Raw genomic sequence first — 20,007 nt, 5'->3', positions numbered from 1 at the left:
TCTCTTATTTTTTAAGTTTTATCTACTATTTTACCATCTACCATAACGAGTTTTCGATCGGCCATATCTGCTAATTCTTCGTTATGCGTAACAATAACAAAGGTTTGTCCGTATTCATCTCTAAGTTTAAAGAATAACTGATGTAGATTTTCAGCAGATTCACTATCTAGGTTTCCTGAAGGCTCATCCGCAAAAATCACTTTAGGATTATTAATTAAAGACCTAGCTACTGCAACTCTTTGTTGTTCTCCTCCGGAAAGCTCACCAGGTTTATGATCACATCGATGTTCTAAACCTAAAAAACCTAACAATTCTTTAGCCCTTTTTTCGGCTTCTGCTTTGGGAACTTTTTTAATAAATGCAGGAATGCATACATTCTCTATTGCTGTAAATTCTGGTAATAATTGATGAAATTGAAAAATAAAACCTAATTGCTCATTTCTGAATTTTGACAATTGTTTCTCAGATAGGAAATTGATGATGTTATTATTGATGGATAGATCACTTCCTTTTAACTCAGATGCTCTATCTAATGTGCCTAGAATTTGCAATAAAGTAGTTTTTCCTGCTCCAGAAGCTCCTACAATAGAAACAATTTCACCTTCTTTTATATGCAGATCAACGCCTTTTAATACATGGAGATCGCCGTAATTCTTATGGATATTCTTAGCTTTTATCATCAATTATATTTCTAAAGACTGTGAAAGTAACTAATATCCTAAAATTCGCCAAGATTATCCTTTAAAAGAACCTTTTAAATTGTTTATATCAAGAAAATAAACCACTCTTAATGATAATGTATGTTTAATAGGCTGACCAAAAAGGTTATCTAAACTATTAGAATAATTAATTGTAGAAAGTTCATCTTGATTAAAAATCTGATTTCGGTAGAGTAAGGTAGCCTCACTTCCTGGAGCAAATCGCCAACTAAAACTTAGATCAAGATTCCATATATTAAAATTGGTGTTAGGATCATTTTCAGAAATATCATAATCTGTTTGTGTACGGGTGCCATCGTTATTTAACACATAAAAAACGTTTTCAGAATAATCCGCAGTACTCCAAAAGTTTCTAAAACGCAGATTGATTGCTTTATATGGATCAAAATTATAACTAGCGCTAAGTGAATTTTCTATAGTAGTTATGTCTCTTTGTCCTAAGAAAACATCGGTATCATTGTTATCAATATATCCGAAATTACGTTTCCTTATTGAATAATCCGTAGCCCAAATAACCAAGAGCTTATCGGAAAATCTATATCTAGGCGAAAGATTCATGCTATAAGTTTGTTGATCATCCTCAAACCAATTACGATGAAAAACACGTACATCATAAGCAAATTTTTTGCGATAATCAGAAGACACCCATAAGTTAACACCAAGATTTTCGCTATAGGTTACAAATCGGCCATCAACTCTTGGCTCGAAATAATCATCCGTATCAGAATCATAAATGGTGAAACCACCAAAACCAAACCTTTTTTTAGTTACAAAAAACCAATCAACACCTACTGAATTGGATGTTTGGACACTTGGTTTATATAATCTACGATGTCTAGCAAAAAGATTGATTCTGTAATTATTGAATAGCTTAGTAGGTTCAAAAATTTGATAGGATGTACTAACTCTGAAACTGTTAAAGTTATTTCTGAAATTAACTCCTAAATCATTAATGTCAAAAGTGGTATTTGATAAATCATGTCCAAATCCATATCTCCATTTACCTTTGATACGATCAAAGTCTAGTTCTGACCTAAAACCACCAATATTATCTCCAGGAAGATTTACTTGACTTACTATAGAACGACCAGTTAATCTATAAGAATTTGCTTTATTTGCCAGATTCCATACTAAGCCAGTAACATTAGAATCTCTAAAATCACTTCCGTTACGCGTAACATTAGTATTTATTAATGATATGGAAGAATTATTATTGAACTGCTGGTCTAAAACAAAAATATTATAGTTAGCTAATGGTTCTACTACCTTGTTTCTTTGATTTCCTGTGATAGTATCTGTTATACGAACTTCAGTTTTTTCAGTAATCGCATTAAAAAAACCTATTCCTAGATTTCCTTTAGTCCTTCCTGAAATTTTCAGAGCATTCAATAAGTTTACTTTAGAAGGGTTTTCTTCTGCTATTTCGTTTTCCATAAGATCATCATCCGAAACAAATCCAGTTGGACCATTACCTACACGTCTCGAAAAGAAAATCCGTCCTTTATTGAAGAGTTCCGTACCTTCTGTGAAAAATTGCCTGTTTTCTCCAAAAGTTTGTTCAAATGGACCTAGGTTAAGACGCACCTCATCAAAAGCTGCTTGTCCGAAATCAGGGATTAAAGTGGCATCTAGCGTAAAACTATCACTTAAGCCATACTTAACATCCAATCCTGCACTAAAATCAGTTTCTGTTTCTCCATCAAAGCTAGAAGCTAATCCTTGTACAAAAGGAAAAAAGGTAAGTCTTACAGGAGGGTTTATGTTTTCGACACCTTTTACTAATCCATTATATTGTGTACGTTGCCCTACTTTATTGTCTATAAAATTCCAAGAATGTGTTTCGTTTCTGTGTTGTAGACGTCTAAAGAAGTTGATACTCCAATCTTGCAATGCTACTTCTGGAAATCGCAGTGCGTTATAAGGTATTTTGAACTCAGCATACCATCCTTTTTCGTCAAAAGATATTTTGGCATCAAATACTACATTGTAACTAAAATCTTCATTAAACTGATCTGCACGTGCATCACCAATAGTTCCTGCACTAGTTATAAAAAATCGAGTCTCATTAATCCCATCATTATAGGTGTTGATCGATATATTAAAAAAATCTGCCTGTGCAAATACATTATCACGTTGACTAAATTGTTTTAATATTTTATCTGGTTGATCATCATATAGATAAGCTGCAAAATAGACTGCTTTGTTATCATACGCCATTTTAACTTCAGTTCGAATATTGTCGGGAATTGTCCCTTCATTACCCGGTTGCCACATACTAAAATTGCCAGATGCAGGAATGTTTTCCCAAATCACATCATCTAGAATACCATCTATTTTAGGAGCTGTATCTATCCTTTGGGCAATAATCTCTTTTTTTTCCTGACTAAATGAAATAATTGTGCACAATAAGAATAGCACACTGATGATAGGGCGTAATTTTATATCCATATTTTGTAAAAAAATCCTTACTTTTTCGACTTACTTGCAAAACTAGGATTGTACAGTTAAACGACATACTAATGAAAAGTTAAAAAGCATTAGCCCTGTTTAGTATATATGTACATTCGTTAAACAATATTTACCTTTTAACAATAATATGGGAAAAAATAATTTGAAGACTGCTGTTTTTGCAGGTGGATGTTTTTGGTGTACAGAAGCCGTTTTTCAGAGATTGGAGGGTGTATACCAAGTAATTTCTGGATATACCGGAGGAACTATTAAGAATCCCGCGTATCGAGAAATTACTTCTGGAAGAACAGGTCATGCTGAGGCAATAAAAATCGAATACGATTCTGACGTAATTAACTATAATGAATTACTAGAAATCTTTTTTGCTACTCACGATCCTACAACATTAAATATGCAAGGAGCTGATCGAGGTACTCAATATAGAAGTGCAATATTTTATGAGGATGATGAACAAAAACAACTGGCACAAACTATGATTGATAACCTTAATAGTGAAGGTGTTTTTGATAATCTTATTGTTACAGAAGTAACAGAATCGGGAGCTTTTTATAATGCGGAAAATTTTCATCAGAATTATTATAATCAAAATAGTAATCAGGGATATTGCCAGTTTGTGATTAACCCAAAACTGAGTAAATTGCAGCGTACTTTTAAAAGCAAATTAAAAAAAGAAGAACAGAACTAATATAGATATAATGCCATATAACAAATTTGAGGAATACAATATAAAGGTCACTGATGACGTAAAAGATAAATTTAAATCAATAATTACAGATCTAGGAGAAGATGTAAGTAGAGAAGGAATAGTAAAGACTCCTGAACGGGCTGCAAAAGCAATGCAATTTTTGACCCAAGGATATCATCAGGATCCTGAAGAAATTTTGAAAAGTGCCATGTTTAAAGAAGATTATGATGATATGGTGATTGTTAAAGATATAGAATTATATTCTTTGTGTGAGCATCATATGTTACCGTTTTTCGGAAAAGCACATATCGCATATATTCCTAATGGTCATATAGTTGGTTTAAGTAAGTTGCCAAGAATAGTTGATGTTTTTGCAAGACGTCTTCAGGTGCAAGAACGGTTAACTCATGATATTTTAGAGTGCATTAATAATACTTTAAAACCTAAAGGAGTAGCTGTGGTAATTGAAGCTGCGCATATGTGTATGATGATGCGTGGAGTACAAAAGCAAAATTCGGTGACTACTACTTCTGGGTTTAGAGGACAGTTTGAAAAAATCGAAACCCGAACTGAGTTTTTAAGATTAATTACTGCAAATTTGACATAACAATTTTTTGGCATTTTTTTTGTTATATCTTTAATAAATAGAAACTTATGAAGAACAAAAAATATAAATTACTAAAAAAAGGTATTGTATATGATTTAATAGGAATGGCTTCCTTAGCTATTCCTTTTGTCGGACCATTTTTAGACATTCTGTGGGCTCCTTATGCAGCAAAAAAAATGTTGGATATGTATCCCGGTAAAAAAGGAAAGATAGCTTCGGTATTAACTTTTATAGAAGAGATTCTTCCAGGAACTGATATTATTCCATCATTTACTATCATGTGGTTGTACACCTTTGTGATTAGTAAAGAGGGAGTTATGGATGAAGATGCTAAAATAATTGAAGTAGAAGTTATCCAGTAAACACTTTATTGTTTTCTAGTCTAAAAACCTCGCAAACCCCATTCTGCGAAGCATTTTTTTCTCGAACCACCAGAAAAATTTAAATTGGCCAAACAACCATCCTACAATTAGTAATATTACTTGATATATAGGGAATATTAATAATATTCTTAATGGCCAATATAACCAACCACTGGTAAACTCTTGTTGAAATCCAAGTAATGAAATAATAGGATCAGAAATTCTTGCAGCTGTAGAGCCTGTAATTGCAAAAGCAATAAAAATAGCTATGAGTTCCCATCGATAGGTAATATTCCATTTTTTTTCTAAAGCATTAAATATCTTTAAAGTTAACCCTAATAACGGGATAAAAAGAAATAAAGTGATTACTAATATTGTTAGGAAATAAGAATCATGAGTTTCTGATAATTTTAAAACTCCAGAAGTTAATTTCTTACTTAATAAAAAAGACGAAATAAACAGACCTATTAGGCCTAGGACAGGGAAAACAAGTTGCCAATTCGCATTAATCTCCCAGCGATCTTTGAATTTTTGCATGCCGCAAAAATACAATTTAAACTTTCTGTGTCAAAATCTTTGACCTCTACTTACAAAAAACTTTTGTCGATATTGTCGTTCAAAAAATAGAAAATAATTGTAGAGTAAATAATTTACTTCATAACCATAATCAGTGCGTGATTCATAATTAATTTGTTGTAGATATAAATTAGGATCAAATCGTTGTGGTTGCAATACTCTTTGATTATATTCAGTCACGTACTGCCGATTTCTTACTTCCAAAAACTGTTGAGAATAATATCCTCTCGGTTGTTGTGTTACTAACCAACTAGTAAAGCCAGGTTCTATTATAATTATTTCATATTCTAAGCTGTCATTAGCTATTCTTACTGTATCAGAGGCATTATCTGTGGAGGAAACATCTAATTTCCTATCTTTAGTTGTTCCGCAACTATAGATACATAATGCTAGAATACATATGTATATACTATTTTTCATAATCTTCATATGTTTCAAATTACAAAAAGTACATTACATATTTTTCTGGTTTAACATTTTTTATGAAGTAACTGTATGAAAAGCTATTGAATACAATATTCAAATACTAAAAAAAGAGTCTTGATACCAATCAAGACTCTTTACGTATTTAAAAAACACTATAGTGTTATATTTATTTTCCAAAAAGACCTCCTAGCAATCCTCCAAGGCCACCTTTTTTCTGACCACCTCCAAGCACCATACCTGCAACATCATCAAGAATGCTACCATCTCCATCGGCATCAAGAAAAGATTCAATAAGTGATTGTTGTTTAGATCCTTGACCTCCTCCAAGCATTCCTCCAAGCATATTACTTAATCCGCTAGCATCAGAAACATTATTTTGAGCTGTTTGTTTTCCTAAAACACCCATAAGAATAGGAGCAGCTACTTTAAGTATTTGGGATACTGATCCTGCATCCATTCCTGATTTTTGACTTAAAGCATTTTCGACAGCAGGTTGTTTACCGCCTAATATATGTCCAAGAATTCCTGCACCATCGCTAGTAACATTATCTTCAACACCACCTTCAAATAATCCACCTAGGTTATCTAAAATTCCACCACCAGAGTGTTTTCCAGATAAAGCACTTAATAAGCCTGATGCACCATCAGGAGTAGCTGCATTTTTTTGCATTGCACCCATCAGTACTGGCATAGCCATACTTAATAAATTTCCAGTTTTATCGGCAGATTGTCCCGTTTGACTACTAACTCCGCTAATAATTTGTTTTCCCATTGGGCTATTTAAAAGATCTAAAATTCCAGACATGATTTATATTTTTTATTATGTGATATAAAGTTACATTTTTTTATTCTAAGATTATAGAATAGATCTGGGTTTATTTAGGGAAATAATAGACGAAAAGTTAATTTTATCGTTGTAAGGAGTATTAAAACAAAAAAACACCTTTTACAGTTTTTGCAAAAGGTGTTTTTATAATTATTAATTTGGTAATACTATACTTATAATTATTTAAGTATGGTGATAATCTGATCTGCTAATTCCTGGCCAATTCTATCTTGAGCTTCTCCAGTTGCAGCACCAATATGAGGTGTTAATGATATTTTGTTATTCATCAATACTTTGATTGCCGGGTTTGGCTCATTTTCGAATACATCTAAACCAGCAAATTCTAATTTTCCGCTCTCTAAAGCTTCTACCAATGCTACTTCATCGATAACACCACCACGAGCTGCATTAATTAATCCAGCACCATCTTTCATTTGTTCAATTTCAGCTTTTCCTATAACATATTCTTTTTGTGCAGGAACATGTAATGTAAAGAAATCAGCTTGTTTTAAAACTTCTTCTTTAGAAACGGTTTTAATTTTGAAGTTTAATGATTGCCCATCAAAAAATTCTAGTGGAATATCTACTTCTTCAATATAAGGATCGAATGCAATAACATTCATACCAGCACCAATTGCAATTTTAGCAGTAGCTTGACCAATACGACCAATTCCTATTACACCAAGTGTTTTTCCTCTTAATTCAGTTCCACCAGCATATGCTTTTTTTAGGTTCTTGAATTTACTATCTCCTTCTAATGGCATATTTCTATTGGCATCATGAAGAAAACGAACACTACCATATAAATGAGCAAAAACTAATTCTGCTACAGATCCAGAAGATGCAGCAGGGGTATTGATAACGTGCAATCCTTTTTCACGAGCATAAGCAACATCAATATTGTCCATACCAACACCACCACGTCCTATAATTTTTAAAGAACTACAGTTGTCAATGATATCAGTTCTTACTTTAGTAGCACTACGAACTAATAATACATTGATTTCATTTTCATTAATATAATCTACTAACTGATCCTGAGCAACTGTTGTAGTTTGCACTTCGAATCCAGCTTTTTCCAAGGCATCGATACCGCTTTGAGATACTCCGTCGTTTGCTAATACTTTCATTTTAAAGGTTTGATTTTTTAAATTCTTATTTCAGAATTTTTAGTTTTTAATTTAATCGGTTGGTTAACTAAGCTTTTCGTTCTAAATCACTCATTACATCTACCAAAGCAGCAACATCTTCTATCGTCATAGCGTTGTACATGCTTGCTCTATATCCTCCTACACTTCTATGTCCATTTACGCCACTAATACCAGCTTCTGTCCACATTGCATCAAAGGTTTCTTTAAGATCTTCATCTAGTAAAGAAAAAGTAGCATTCATCATTGATCTATCTTCTTTAGCAGCAAATCCTTTGAAAAGAGGGTTCAGTTCTATTTCAGAATAGATAAGGTTTGCTTTTTTCTCGTTTTGTTCTTCAATCGCCGCAATTCCACCTAGTTTTTTCAACCATCTCAAGGTTAACATAGAGGTATAAACAGCAAATACAGGAGGAGTATTGAACATACTGCTCTTACTAATATGTACTTTGTAATCTAACATCGATGGAATTTGTCTTTCTATTTTTCCAAGGATATCTTCTTTTATAACCACTAATGTAGTTCCAGCTGGCCCCATATTTTTTTGCGCTCCAGCATAGATCAAACTAAATTTTGAGAAATCTAATTGCCTAGAGAATATATCGCTACTCATATCACATACGAGAGGTGCATTGGTGGTTGGGAAATCTTTGATTTGCGTACCAAAAATAGTATTGTTACTTGTGCAATGTAGATAATCTAAACCCTCAGGAACATCATATCCTTTAGGAATATAATTATAGTTTGCATCTTTAGAAGATGCTACTTCTACAACCTCTCCAAAAAATTTAGCTTCTTTAAGAGCTTTATCACTCCAACTACCGGTATTAATATATCCTGCTTTTGATTGCAATAAATTATACGCAGTCATTAAAAATTGTGTACTTGCTCCACCTTGAAGAAAAAGTACTTTATATCCTTTACCCTCTAAGCCCAGTAATTCTAAAGCTAAACTGCGAGCTTCGTCCATTACATCTACAAAATCTTTACTACGATGTGAAATCTCCAAAATGGATAGCCCAGAGTCGTTAAAATTTAATACAGCCTGGGATGCTTCTTTGAATACTTCTTGTGGTAAAATACAAGGTCCTGCGCTAAAGTTGTGCTTTTTCATCAGTAGTTTTTATTGTTTTATATTAATTACTTTTTTCGTTATTTTCTGGCTCCTTAAACCAGTAAGAAAAAACACCACAAAGGTGCTAATAATCTAAAACAAAATCATTGTCAAAATGATAAATTATTTATTGAATTTTTGTTAAAAATTCAATAACATCAACATTATCTGCGTAATCCGATAGAGAAGGGTGTTGTGTAGTTCCAAAATCAATGCTGTCTTCAGAAAAATTGTCACCTACTATGCATTGTATAGCTTCTTTATCAATTTCGAGTTTTTGTAGTAATTCCTGTTTAGATTCGTATGTTTCATAAAACAACGTAGCTATTGGAGAACCATAACTTGAATCTTCTTTTAGCATTAAGAAACCATTTTCTAATAACTTAAAACTACTCATTAAATATACCGCCTTATTGTAATCATAATTATTGGCATATTTAGCGCCATTAATGATATCATTATAGGTATAAATCGATTTAAAAAATAAATCGAAATCATACCCTTTTGGTACCATAAGTTTAGAAACACTTCTGCAACCTAGACCATAATATCTAAATATATCTTCTCCTAATGCAGCTAGTTGTTCTTTAGATTCGTTTCCGGTTAATACAGCTACAGAATTTCTGTTCTTACGTATAATATTAGGTTTATTTCCAAAGTAATGTTCAAAATAACGAGCTGTATTATTACTTCCTGTAGCAATGATGGCATCAAAATCAGTGAATCTTTCTGTAGTAAAAGAAATACGTTTTTTAAACCTAGGTTCTATTGCAATTAGATATGATGCTAGATATGGAAGCAATTGATTATCATTTGAAGATTGTTTTACCAAAACATTATGACCACTTATTAGTACCGAAATAAAATCATGAAATCCCACTAAAGGAATATTACCAGCCATGATGATTCCGATTGTTTTAGTTTTTAGAGTATCTAAGGAGTAATTAGACAACCATTGTTCTAAATTAGGTTTAGTAAGTGTCTTACTCCATTGTGATAAAGAAAATACGATGTTTTCTTCGGTAAACCAACCATTATAATGTTTAGCAGATTCTATTTTTTGAATCATTCCATCAAAAAAATCTCCTTGACGCTGTATGTCGCTAATCTTCTCATAACCAGTATTTTTGAATTGACTTAAGAACTTACCTAATTCGGAAAAAGCTACTATTCGATCATTTAATACCATTTCTAATTTGTTTATCACTAGTTTACGGGTTATTTTTGTGATGCAAATTTAGAATAAAAAAAGCTATGGCAATTATAATAACGGACGAATGTATAAACTGTGGTGCTTGTGAACCAGAATGTCCGAATACCGCAATTTATGAAGGTGCAGATGACTGGAGATATGCAGATGGTACGGATTTAGAAGGAGATGTTGTGCTTCCTGGTGGCAAAGCCATTAATTCGGAAGAAGCTCAGGAACCCGTAAGTGATGAGATTTATTATATAGTACCTGATAAATGTACAGAGTGTAAAGGCTTTCATGAAGAACCTCAGTGTGCAGCTGTATGTCCTGTAGATTGCTGTGTTCCGGATGAGGATGTTGTAGAAACCGAAGAGTTTTTATTACAGAAACAAGCTTTTATGCATAAAGAATAACAAATTAATTTTTAGTTACTTAATAAAAACCTGTCTGTTTAGATGGGTTTTTTGATGAATTTTAGTTTTCTAATTAACCCAAAAAATATGAGATTTACGTTTATATTATTTTTTATTTGTTTTGCAGCAAGTACAATAGTAGCACAACATAGTATTGAACTAACATCAGGGATAACAATTTCGAAATTAAAACTTGAAGATGATAGGGTGTTTTCTGAAACCAATTCAGGCAGTAGTATCTTTATCAACCTTGGATATCAATATGAGTTCGGTGAAAAGAAAAAGATTGCTTTGGTAGCTTCTGTTGAATTTTTAAAAAGAAATTCGAAATTGGCATTAAATTCTAACCTAGGTGTATTTGGTGAATCTAGTATTCGTTTTATGCAATTTGGTTTTTCACCTAAAATCAGATATTTTTTTAGTAGTAAAGAAAATAGTTTTAGACCCTTTGCAGGTGTTGGTCCAACGCTGAGATATAATTTTGAGGCTACAGATAGCGGTTTTGATATTGATGAAGAAGGTTACAATGAGTTTATCGTTGGTGGAGTTTATAATGTAGGATTCAATTGGTCTTTAAGTGATAAATTTGGAGTATTATTTGAAGCTGGTTTAATGAACGATTTTCAGGATAATTTTTCCAATTTTCACTCTTTAGAGGGTAATGATGATGGTAAGTTTTTTGATTATTATATTCGTACTGGTGTGAGTTATAGTTTTTAGTATGTTTTAATTTTAGAATTAAACATTACTTAATTTATATGGTATTGAGAAATTAAAATTTTAGTACAGCTTTTATAACTGTTTTTTAAATTTTAGTATTTTCGCCTAGAATTTAACCTCAAATCTAAACATGAAATTATGAAAAAAACACTATTTTTTATTTTATTGGCGACAATCTCAATCACTTCTTATGGACAATATCGCTGGGAAGTAACAGGTGGAGCTGCGTTTTCTAAATTAAGTTTTGAAGATGTGGATTCAGAGTATGGAACAGGTTTCTTTTTTAACGCTGGGTATGGCTATGTTATGGGAGTTCGGGCTAAAACAAGTATTGTTTTTTCTGTTGAAGTTTTACAAAGAAATAGTGAGATAGATTTTTTTCCAACTGTTTTTACTCCTGGAGATCCTGTTTTTAGTACTGAAGGAACTGAGGTTAAAGTATTACAAGTTGGATTTAATCCTAAATTTAGATATTTGTTTGGTAGAGGAAAGGACCGTTTTAGACCTTTTATTAATGTTGGGCCTTCTTTTAGATTAAATACCAGTGTAGAATTCGGTGGTGTTGATTTAGAATCTGATCAATATGAGCAATTAGTAATTGGAGGAGTGTATGGTGCTGGTTTTTCTCAGATGATTGGAGAAATGTTTGATATTATGCTGGAAGTTGGCGCTATGAATGATTTCACAGATAATTTAGTTGATGTAGATAGTAAATTTTTTGATATTTATGCACGAGTAGGTGTTCGTTTTAGAATATATGATGCCAGACGATAAAATAGATTGGTATATAAAAGTAATGTAAAGATCCTGCTTCGGCAGGATTTTTTTATGGAACTAAGTTTAATTTTTTGTAAATTAGTTACTTACAAGTATATCTAAAAGAATATTAATATGCCAAATTGGGGATACATAGCAATTCTTATTCTTGCGTTTTATATAATAGCGAGTGTTGCTTTATACTATTTGCAAGAGTATTTTATTTTTAAGCCAGAAAAGTTAGATAAGGATTTTGAATTTCATTATAACAACCAAGTTGTAGAGGAGTATAATTTAGAAACTAGAGATGGAGCTACAATTAATGGCCTTCATTTTAAGGTCGAAAACCCTAAAGGTGTTGTTCTTTATCTTAAAGGAAATTCTAAGAGTATAAAAGGTTGGGGTAAGTTTGCAGTTGATTTTACCAGACATGGATATGATGTATGTATGTTGGATTATCGTGGATTTGGTAAAAGTACTGGCAGACGCTCTTTTAAAGCTATAAAAAGAGATCTTCAATTTGTATATAATAAATTGAAGGAAAAAGTAGAGGAGAAGTATATTATTTTATATGGAAGATCTATGGGATCAGGTTTCGCAACTAAGTTAGCATCTATTAATAATCCTAAAATGTTAATCCTCGATGCTCCTTATTATAGCTTAAGTAAGGTAGCGGGTAAGTTTATCCCTTTTATGCCAGTTTCTTTGATTATGAGATATCCAATACCTACTTATAAGTGGTTAAAATATGTAAATTGTCCTATACATATCATTCATGGAACACAGGATAAATTAATTCCTTTTAAATCTAGTATTAAATTGTCAAAAATTAAGCCCAAGCTTACCCGATTGTATACAGTCATTGGTGGAGGGCATAAAAATCTTAATAATTTTGAATCCTATCATAAGATGCTCGGAGAGATTATTAATTCCAAAATGAAAAAAATCAACCTTTCTAATACAAGTATTGGTGTAAGACATGCTGAAAAAAAGGTAAATGTCCAAGCTTAAAAAAGTTCTAAAATGGACATTTATCATATATCTTATGGGGATAGGTTTATTATATTTATTTCAGCATAAAATTATTTTTCAGCCAAAAAAGCTCTCTTTAGATCACACATTTCAATTTGATCATCCTTTTGAAGAGTTTTTTGTGAAAACGGGGGATGGTGAACAATTGAATGCTATTCATTTTAAAAACAAACATCCAAAAGGTGTAATTCTGTATTTTCATGGAAACAAGGGAAGCCTTTCCAGATGGGGAGAAATAGCAACTTTTTTTGCAAAAAAAGAATATGATGTTGTAGTGATGGATTACAGGAGTTATGGCAAGAGTTCTGGTAGTATAACAGAAGAGGAATTATTATATGATGATGCTCAATTATTTTATGAGTATGTTTTAAAAAAATATACTGAGGATCAGATAATATTATATGGTAGGTCTTTGGGAACAGGTATTGCTACAAAAATTGCTTCTTTAAATAAACCACGTAATCTAATCTTAGAAACACCGTATAATTCTATGGAAGATGTTACCTCTCATTGGTTGCCTATTTTTCCTGTAAAAAATATTTTGAAGTTTAAGTTCAATTCTAATGAATTTATACAGCGTGTAAAATGTGATATAACAATTTATCACGGTACTGATGATGGAGTAGTGCCATATACATCTGGTGAAAAATTGTTTAATAGCATACCTTCATCAAAAAAAAGAATGATCACTGTTGAAGGAGGTTCACATAATGACTTAGTTAATTTTGAAGAATATTTAGAAACAATTGATAAGGAGTTGGATAATAATTCTAATGGAAGTTAAAATATCACATCGAGCAAAATCGAGAGGTAGTTATCTTTGATTAATAAGCTAATACATTTCTATTTTGCTCGATGTGACAGTAAATTTGTTTAGAAGCTAAAATCTAATCTAGCATAATAAAATGCACCACCGAATCCCATTTGAACAGAATCCCAATATCCACCAGCTTCAGTTTCTCCGTCATTTTGTTGATCAGGATATTCATTGGTAATATTGTTACCACCAATGGTTAATTTCAGTTGATCAGATAATTTGTAACCTACCGTAAGATCAGCTGTGATTTTTGCGCCATATTCATCTTCAGAATCCGTAAAATCGACTAAGGTAATATCACTAAACCTTGTAAGACCAAGTCCTGCATTAAATTTATCAGTATTATAATTCAGGTTTAAAGCAAACTTGCTTCTAGGCGCAGATGCAAGCAAGAACGCTTGCTCTCTTTTACCAAAGAATATATCCGAATCCAAATCTGTATTGACTCCAGTGATATACATATTATTAACATTTCCAGCTAACAAAGCAGATAATGTTCCGAAATCATAATTTCCTTTCCATGAAAGAACCAGATCTAATCCTAAGGTTTCTGTATCAACACCATTGGCAAAAAATTGAGCTTCATTAACATTATCAATTTCTGTAGCTTCAAAAGTTCCCGTAAGCACAATACGATCTTTAATATCGATATAATATCCATCTACAGTGGCAGAAAAACTACCTAGTTTAGCCGTAACTCCTAGAGATCCATTTAGTGAGGTTTCTTCTTTTAATCGATCAATCCCAAAAGAAGCAGTTACAGGACTGTTGTTTGGAGATAATAATGTTTCTGTAGCTACACCACCTTGAAAATCTGTAAATCTTAGGTTATAATAGATTTGTGCTAAAGATGGAGCTCTAAATCCTGAACTTACAGAACCTCTAATATTAATATTCTCAGAAGCCTTTATTCTAAATGCTAATTTTCCATTAATGGTACTTCCAAAATCACTATAGTTTTCAAACCTTGCAGCTCCCGCTAATAGAAATGCATCTGTAATGTCTAATTCTGCATCAGCATATAGTGATAAATTAGACCTAGATCGATCTACTTCATTTGCAGGACTATATCCTGGAAACCCTTGTGATCCACCAGGCCTTAGTTGACCGCTATCAGTATCTATAGGTTGTGTTTGTGTCGCAGGGTTTGTAATTGCTAATCCGTTTACATCATAAGTAGCATAAGATCCTTCTTCTCCAGCAAATATGATAAAGTTTTCAGTTCTATATTCTGCTCCGAACGCAAGGTTCAAACCTTTCGTTATTTTGGGATAATACTTTGAGAAGTCTAAATTAATGGTGTTTTGACTTAAACTGTGCCCTCCTGCATCGAATTCCGTAGGAGAATTCTCTTCTAAAGAGGCATTTAGTGTACCTTCGATGAAGTAATGGAAATTGTTCTTTCCCCAAGTATTACTTAGATCAATTTTCCAGCCACTGTCTGTTTCTGTTCTAACTCCAGCAGAAATTGAGTTGTCAATAATATTAGAGGTAATTCTAGGAGTAAAACCATTAGGATAAATTTCAGTAACAACACGTTCACCATCGTTACGAGTAAATGCAAAAGCATCTGTATCCCGATAATTTCTACCTCCAAAAGCGTATAACTCTGTCTTATCTGACAAAGGAATACTTGCATTGGCAAAGAAATTAAATCCATCTATTGCTGCTTCACCAAAACCTCTCCTAAAACTATATCCAGGTCTTAATGTTTTATTCTTACTTAAATACTCTGTAGTAAAATTGATATATCCTTTTTCACCAATGCCAACGCCATAATTGGCAGTAACTTTTACAGAACCTCCATCAAAGCTTTTATCATCAGCTATTCTGTTTCCATCATTTTCCGTATCCAAACGATTTCCATCAGTATTTGGAGTTCCATCAGGAAAATCTCCTTTGGCATTTGTATTATAAGCACCATAACTTATGCTACCACTAAGTTTGTCTATATTATCTTTAAGAACAATGTTTATAACACCTGCAATTGCATCAGATCCATACTGTGCAGCAGCACCATCTCTTAAAATTTCAATTCTTTTGATAGAAGTTGCAGGAATGGTATTAAGGTCAGTTCCCGAATTTCCACGTCCTCTGGTACCAAAAATATTAATAAGCGAGGAACTATGCCTTCTTTTACCATTGATTAAAACAAGTGTCTGATCAGGCCCTAGACCTCTTAAACTAGCTGGGTCAATGTGATCGGCACCATCAGAACCAGATTGCTTATTGGCGTTAAAAGAAGGAGCAGAGTACTGTAATAGCTCGTTAATTTCTATTTTACCACTTTTAGTAATGATATCTTGCATATCAATGATATCAACAGCAACGGGTGTATCTGTAGCGGTACGTTTAGGACTTCTGGATCCTACAACAATGATAGTACTTAAAGCTTCTCCTTCTAAAAGAACAACATCAATTTTGTCCTGAGCACCGACAGTAATTTCTTGAGTCTGAAAACCTACAAAACTAAATACTAAGACAGCGTTTTCATCTACGGCAATGGTATATTTTCCATCATCATCAGTTGTAGTACCTTTATTTGATCCTTTTTCAGCAATATTAACATAAGGTACAGGTAATCCAGAACTATCGGTTACGGTACCGGTAACAATTTTCTGGCTAAATCCTAAACTTGTGATTAAGCTAAATAAAATGAGTGTGAGTTTTTTCATATAATTATATGTATTGGTTTTATGAAATTAAAGATATCTAAAAGCGCACTATTTAGCTTAAAATCCTATGATAATTTTGGGAAAGTTGTAAACTAATTGTTAGTAATCAGTTGGTTATGTTTGAATAATGATATTTTTAAAAACAAAAACCCTCAAAGAAATATGTCTTTGAGGGTTTTAGAATCGAATTAATGAATACGCTTTTTATAGCTAAGATTCTCTCTTTGAGCTATTGTCTGATCAGAACTTATAGTTTAATGATAAATTAAACATAGTTCCTAATTGACTAAAATGATATCCGTCATATGACATTTGCGAATATCGTCCATTGAATGTTATAAGATTGAAAGCTGTCTTTTCTGCTGCAGGGTCATTAAGAACAGCATCTCCCGTTGGAGTTAGTGATTTAAACTCCCACTCAGGTAATACATCCAAAATATTATTAACATTTAATGCAATTGTTATTTTATCTGTTGCATTATAGTTAATAGCAAGATCGGTTACTACTTTAGTCATAAATTCAACTCCTAAATCTGATCCTCCATCACTATCAGCGGGATTACCACCAACTAAAGATTCTAAATCTTGTAAACCTTGATTTCTGAATTTAGTCGGACCAAACAAGGTATTATTTAGTGAGAAATTAAATTTACCAATATCATAATTTGCTCCCAAAATAGCTTTGTATTCTGGCCTGGAAGTGAAAAATAATGCTTCCTGTGTATCATTGACAACAGATTGACCCGCTTGTGCTACTATAGATGGATTATTAACTGCACCATCTCTTTTGTTTTGAATGGTGTAATTACCAGACAAACTAATATTCAGTTTCCCTGGACCAATATTTACATTTTTATAATTAGCAACTACATCAATTCCAGAGGTTCTGGTATCGATGGCATTTACAAAGAAACTTACATCCGATAAATTATTATCCTGTAGCACCTGATCCAAAGGGGTGTTTCCTGCAGCCGTTGCGCCAATTTCTGTACTTAAAACTATTCTATCCTCTACAGCAATATTATAGTAGTCGATTGTAAAGTTTATGTTTGAATTTATTTTAGTACCAATACCTACCGTTATGTTTGTAGATTTTTCTGCATCTAGTTGCGGAATTTCTAATAATCTTGCTTGTGGAGAAACATTGTTTATCAAACCACCAACCTGAATACCTTGTCCTGGCACAAAACTAAACTGCGCTTTTTGAGTATAGATTTGATGTAATGTAGGAGCTCTGAATCCTGTAGATACAGAAGCTCTTACTGTAAGCTTATCCTCTAAAAATTTATATCGAGAACTTAATTTCCAAACAAAAGCTTCTCCAAAATCACTATAGTCTTCTAGTCGAACGGTTCCATTTATTAAAAAATCTTCCGTTATATCAGCAGAGACATCAAAATAACCTCCAAAGTTATAACGGTTAAATTTACCTGAATTTTCTGGCCTGTTTCCTGCGAATGAATCGGCACCACCACCATCATAAGAAGCAAGATCACCTTCTGTAATTTCAAAAATTTCTGACCTGAATTCTGCTCCAAAACCAATGCTTATTTGATCAGAGACTAATTTAGCAATGTCTATATTTCCAACGTTATGCGAAAACTTTGTGCCTCCAGGATCAAAAGATACAGGACTATTTTCTCTATATAATTCAATAGGAAGAAACTCTTCTCCAGGATCCGGAACACCGTTTTCATTAGCATCATCAAAACCTGGTACGAAAACAGAATTACGATTGTGCGAGTTATTTACTGTATAGTCCTGTGAGTTACCTCCAGTTGTAAAACTCAAATCATAATTCCATCCATTCTTTTTAGTTTTAAACCCAATAGTTGCATTATAATCATTTAGGTCTCCTTCAAAAGTAGGTACATATCCGTCATATCCATTACCATTGAATGTATTTCCATTGGGATCCGTGAAATCAACTCCCGTTGTTAATGGGTTGGCACCAGGAAAGAAATTACCTAAATATTGAAAATCCTGAATGTCTCTCCAATATGGAGTTCTATAATTAGCAAAACTATTTACTTTCTTATATACATAGGCTGCGTTTATATAAACTTCTGTATTTTCACTGATATCATATCCTCCATTTACTAAAAATTTTGCAGCAGCTGTCTCTGGTGAACCATTAATATTACCTGCATCAGGGCTTCTGGACAAGAAACTAGTTATATCTTCTAATCTTTCTCCAATCCTTGGCCCTCCAAAATCTGCAAACTCTCCATCTGCATCTACTGTTCCTGGACGATTAGCTAAACTAACTTTGGAAAAATCCACCGTATAATTAAAAAAACCTTTGTCTTCTCCAATAGAAGCTCCATTATTAACACTAATTCCAATAGTCTCTCCATCACCTTCGGATGTAATACCAGTTCGCAACGTTGCAGAACCATCATTGTAAGAATCTTTAAGGATAATGTTCATTACTCCTGCAATAGCATCAGATCCATATTGGGCAGATGCTCCATCTCTCAATATTTCTACTCTTTTAATAGCGTCTGTTGGTATTGCCGAAATATCGGAACCCGTTTCCCCTCTTCCTGGAGAAGTTTGAGTATATAATAGAGCACTTAGATTCTTACGCTTCCCATTAATTAATATTAAGGTTCTACTAGGTCCCATATTTCGAATTTCATATGGGTCTAATAATGATGTGGCATCATTAACAGGAGTCTGAACTGTATTAAAAGAAGGTATTTTATATTGTAATGCCTTGTCAAATGTTATTTGACCAGTAGAAGCCAATTCTTTAGCAGGTAAAACATCCACTGGAAGGGAGGATGTAGTATTACTTCTTGGTAATGCTCTAGAACCTACTAAAATAATTTCTTCTAATTGCGCACCTCCAGAAAGAGATACATTAATAATTGATTGAGAATTTACAGCAACTTCTTGGGTTCCGATCCCCACATAACTGAATACCAAAGTCCCATCTGGGCTGACTTCAATGCTATAAGCACCATTAAAATCTGTAGTAGCACCATTACTGGTGCCCTTTTCAACAATATTTACACCGGGTAAAGGAGTACCTTCAGAATCGGTGACAGTACCGGTTACAGTTTGCTGAGAGAAACACATACTTGCGTAAAACCCAAATAAGATGAGTGTGAATTTTTTCATTTTTTGAATATATTTAAATTGGTTTAATGCTTAAATATATTCATTAATATGTTAAAGGAATATTACTTGAGTTATTTATTACAGAGTTTTTTAATTACATAAAAGCGCTACTTGACGTTTTTTGCACTTTTCTAAAACAGCTTTGATAAGATTTCTTCCTTGTTTTATTGGTTTTTTTATGATTTTAATCATTAAAACTGATATTTTTTGTGATCTAATGAATTGTTCTATAAATTTTAGATTCAATGGGAAATATAATTCCCTCTAATTGCTGGAATCCTAATGTTTGTAGGATTTTTCTTGTATTCGGTTATGGTTTTTATGTAGTCTAGGATTCACTTTTT

18 protein-coding genes are annotated in these 20,007 nt (G+C 32.7%); 8 read left to right on the top strand and 10 right to left on the bottom strand.

The window, feature by feature from the left end:
* Window positions 1-11: 11 nt before the first annotated feature.
* Window positions 12-680 (bottom strand): ABC transporter ATP-binding protein, encoded by a 669-nt coding sequence (locus tag Q0975_RS12755; RefSeq protein WP_299437192.1) that lies wholly within the window; start codon window positions 678-680, stop codon window positions 12-14.
* Between the two features lie 54 nt (window positions 681-734).
* Window positions 735-3,167 (bottom strand): DUF5916 domain-containing protein, encoded by a 2,433-nt coding sequence (locus Q0975_RS12750; RefSeq protein WP_299437191.1) that lies wholly within the window; start codon window positions 3,165-3,167, stop codon window positions 735-737.
* Between the two features lie 148 nt (window positions 3,168-3,315).
* On the opposite strand from Q0975_RS12750, the gene msrA reads away from it, so the two are divergent.
* From msrA to Q0975_RS12735, 3 genes are read left to right on the top strand one after another with little or no spacing between them, the layout of a single operon-like run.
* Window positions 3,316-3,873 carry a peptide-methionine (S)-S-oxide reductase MsrA gene (gene msrA / locus Q0975_RS12745; RefSeq protein ID WP_299437189.1) on the top strand — a complete coding sequence of 186 codons (558 nt, stop codon included), beginning with the start codon at window positions 3,316-3,318 and terminating at the stop codon, window positions 3,871-3,873.
* A 10-nt stretch (window positions 3,874-3,883) separates the two neighbouring features.
* Entirely contained in the window at window positions 3,884-4,480 is a 597-nt protein-coding gene (gene folE / locus Q0975_RS12740) for a GTP cyclohydrolase I FolE (protein ID WP_299437187.1), read from the top strand.
* Between the two features lie 47 nt (window positions 4,481-4,527).
* Window positions 4,528-4,842, top strand: a complete 315-nt coding sequence (locus Q0975_RS12735; RefSeq protein ID WP_299437185.1) for a hypothetical protein — start codon at window positions 4,528-4,530, stop codon at window positions 4,840-4,842.
* Between the two features lie 15 nt (window positions 4,843-4,857).
* Here the strand turns inward: Q0975_RS12735 and Q0975_RS12730 are convergent, their stop codons facing one another.
* From Q0975_RS12730 to Q0975_RS12705, 6 genes are all read right to left on the bottom strand, one after another.
* Complete coding sequence (locus tag Q0975_RS12730; RefSeq protein ID WP_299437183.1) at window positions 4,858-5,379, bottom strand: DUF6787 family protein; 522 nt, start codon at window positions 5,377-5,379, stop codon at window positions 4,858-4,860.
* Window positions 5,380-5,409: 30 nt separating this feature from the next.
* The gene (locus tag Q0975_RS12725) at window positions 5,410-5,838 is read right to left on the bottom strand and encodes a DUF6146 family protein (protein ID WP_299437181.1); all 429 of its coding nucleotides are present in this window, start codon (window positions 5,836-5,838) and stop codon (window positions 5,410-5,412) included.
* 172 nt (window positions 5,839-6,010) lie between these two features.
* Complete coding sequence (locus Q0975_RS12720; protein ID WP_299437179.1) at window positions 6,011-6,649, bottom strand: DUF937 domain-containing protein; 639 nt, start codon at window positions 6,647-6,649, stop codon at window positions 6,011-6,013.
* A 200-nt stretch (window positions 6,650-6,849) separates the two neighbouring features.
* Window positions 6,850-7,800: a D-2-hydroxyacid dehydrogenase gene (locus Q0975_RS12715; protein WP_299437177.1), complete on the bottom strand. Its 951-nt coding sequence runs from the start codon at window positions 7,798-7,800 to the stop codon at window positions 6,850-6,852.
* Window positions 7,801-7,867: 67 nt separating this feature from the next.
* Window positions 7,868-8,932 carry a 3-phosphoserine/phosphohydroxythreonine transaminase gene (gene serC / locus Q0975_RS12710; RefSeq protein WP_299437175.1) on the bottom strand — a complete coding sequence of 355 codons (1,065 nt, stop codon included), beginning with the start codon at window positions 8,930-8,932 and terminating at the stop codon, window positions 7,868-7,870.
* A 127-nt stretch (window positions 8,933-9,059) separates the two neighbouring features.
* Window positions 9,060-10,121, bottom strand: a complete 1,062-nt coding sequence (locus tag Q0975_RS12705) for an acyl-CoA reductase (protein WP_299437232.1) — start codon at window positions 10,119-10,121, stop codon at window positions 9,060-9,062.
* Window positions 10,122-10,186: 65 nt separating this feature from the next.
* Here Q0975_RS12705 and Q0975_RS12700 point away from each other — a divergent pair, with 65 nt between their 5' ends.
* The 5 genes from Q0975_RS12700 (at window position 10,187) to Q0975_RS12680 (ending at window position 13,829) form a co-directional block, all read left to right on the top strand.
* Entirely contained in the window at window positions 10,187-10,537 is a 351-nt protein-coding gene (locus Q0975_RS12700; RefSeq protein WP_118456440.1) for a 4Fe-4S dicluster domain-containing protein, read from the top strand.
* Window positions 10,538-10,624: 87 nt separating this feature from the next.
* On the top strand, window positions 10,625-11,257 hold the full coding sequence (locus Q0975_RS12695) for an outer membrane beta-barrel protein (RefSeq protein ID WP_299437173.1): 633 nt from the start codon (window positions 10,625-10,627) through the stop codon (window positions 11,255-11,257).
* A gap of 138 nt (window positions 11,258-11,395) precedes the next feature.
* The gene (locus Q0975_RS12690; protein WP_299437171.1) at window positions 11,396-12,031 is read left to right on the top strand and encodes an outer membrane beta-barrel protein; all 636 of its coding nucleotides are present in this window, start codon (window positions 11,396-11,398) and stop codon (window positions 12,029-12,031) included.
* A gap of 117 nt (window positions 12,032-12,148) precedes the next feature.
* On the top strand, window positions 12,149-13,024 hold the full coding sequence (locus Q0975_RS12685) for an alpha/beta fold hydrolase (RefSeq protein ID WP_299437169.1): 876 nt from the start codon (window positions 12,149-12,151) through the stop codon (window positions 13,022-13,024).
* Entirely contained in the window at window positions 13,011-13,829 is an 819-nt protein-coding gene (locus Q0975_RS12680) for an alpha/beta fold hydrolase (RefSeq protein WP_299437168.1), read from the top strand. The genes Q0975_RS12685 and Q0975_RS12680 overlap by 14 nt, the downstream gene beginning before the upstream one ends.
* Window positions 13,830-13,918: 89 nt before the next feature.
* Here the strand turns inward: Q0975_RS12680 and Q0975_RS12675 are convergent, their stop codons facing one another.
* Both Q0975_RS12675 and Q0975_RS12670 read right to left on the bottom strand, forming a co-directional pair.
* Window positions 13,919-16,537, bottom strand: coding sequence for a TonB-dependent receptor (locus Q0975_RS12675; RefSeq protein ID WP_299437166.1), 2,619 nt, complete (start codon window positions 16,535-16,537; stop codon window positions 13,919-13,921).
* A 240-nt stretch (window positions 16,538-16,777) separates the two neighbouring features.
* A complete protein-coding gene (locus Q0975_RS12670; RefSeq protein ID WP_299437164.1) occupies window positions 16,778-19,663 on the bottom strand; it encodes a TonB-dependent receptor in 2,886 nt (961 codons plus the stop codon).
* Window positions 19,664-20,007: the final 344 nt, after the last annotated feature.

Origin of the sequence: uncultured Aquimarina sp. (genome assembly GCF_947500065.1) — a bacterium.
GTDB lineage: Bacteria > Bacteroidota > Bacteroidia > Flavobacteriales > Flavobacteriaceae > Aquimarina.
This window is presented reverse-complemented; position numbering and strand designations above follow the sequence as displayed.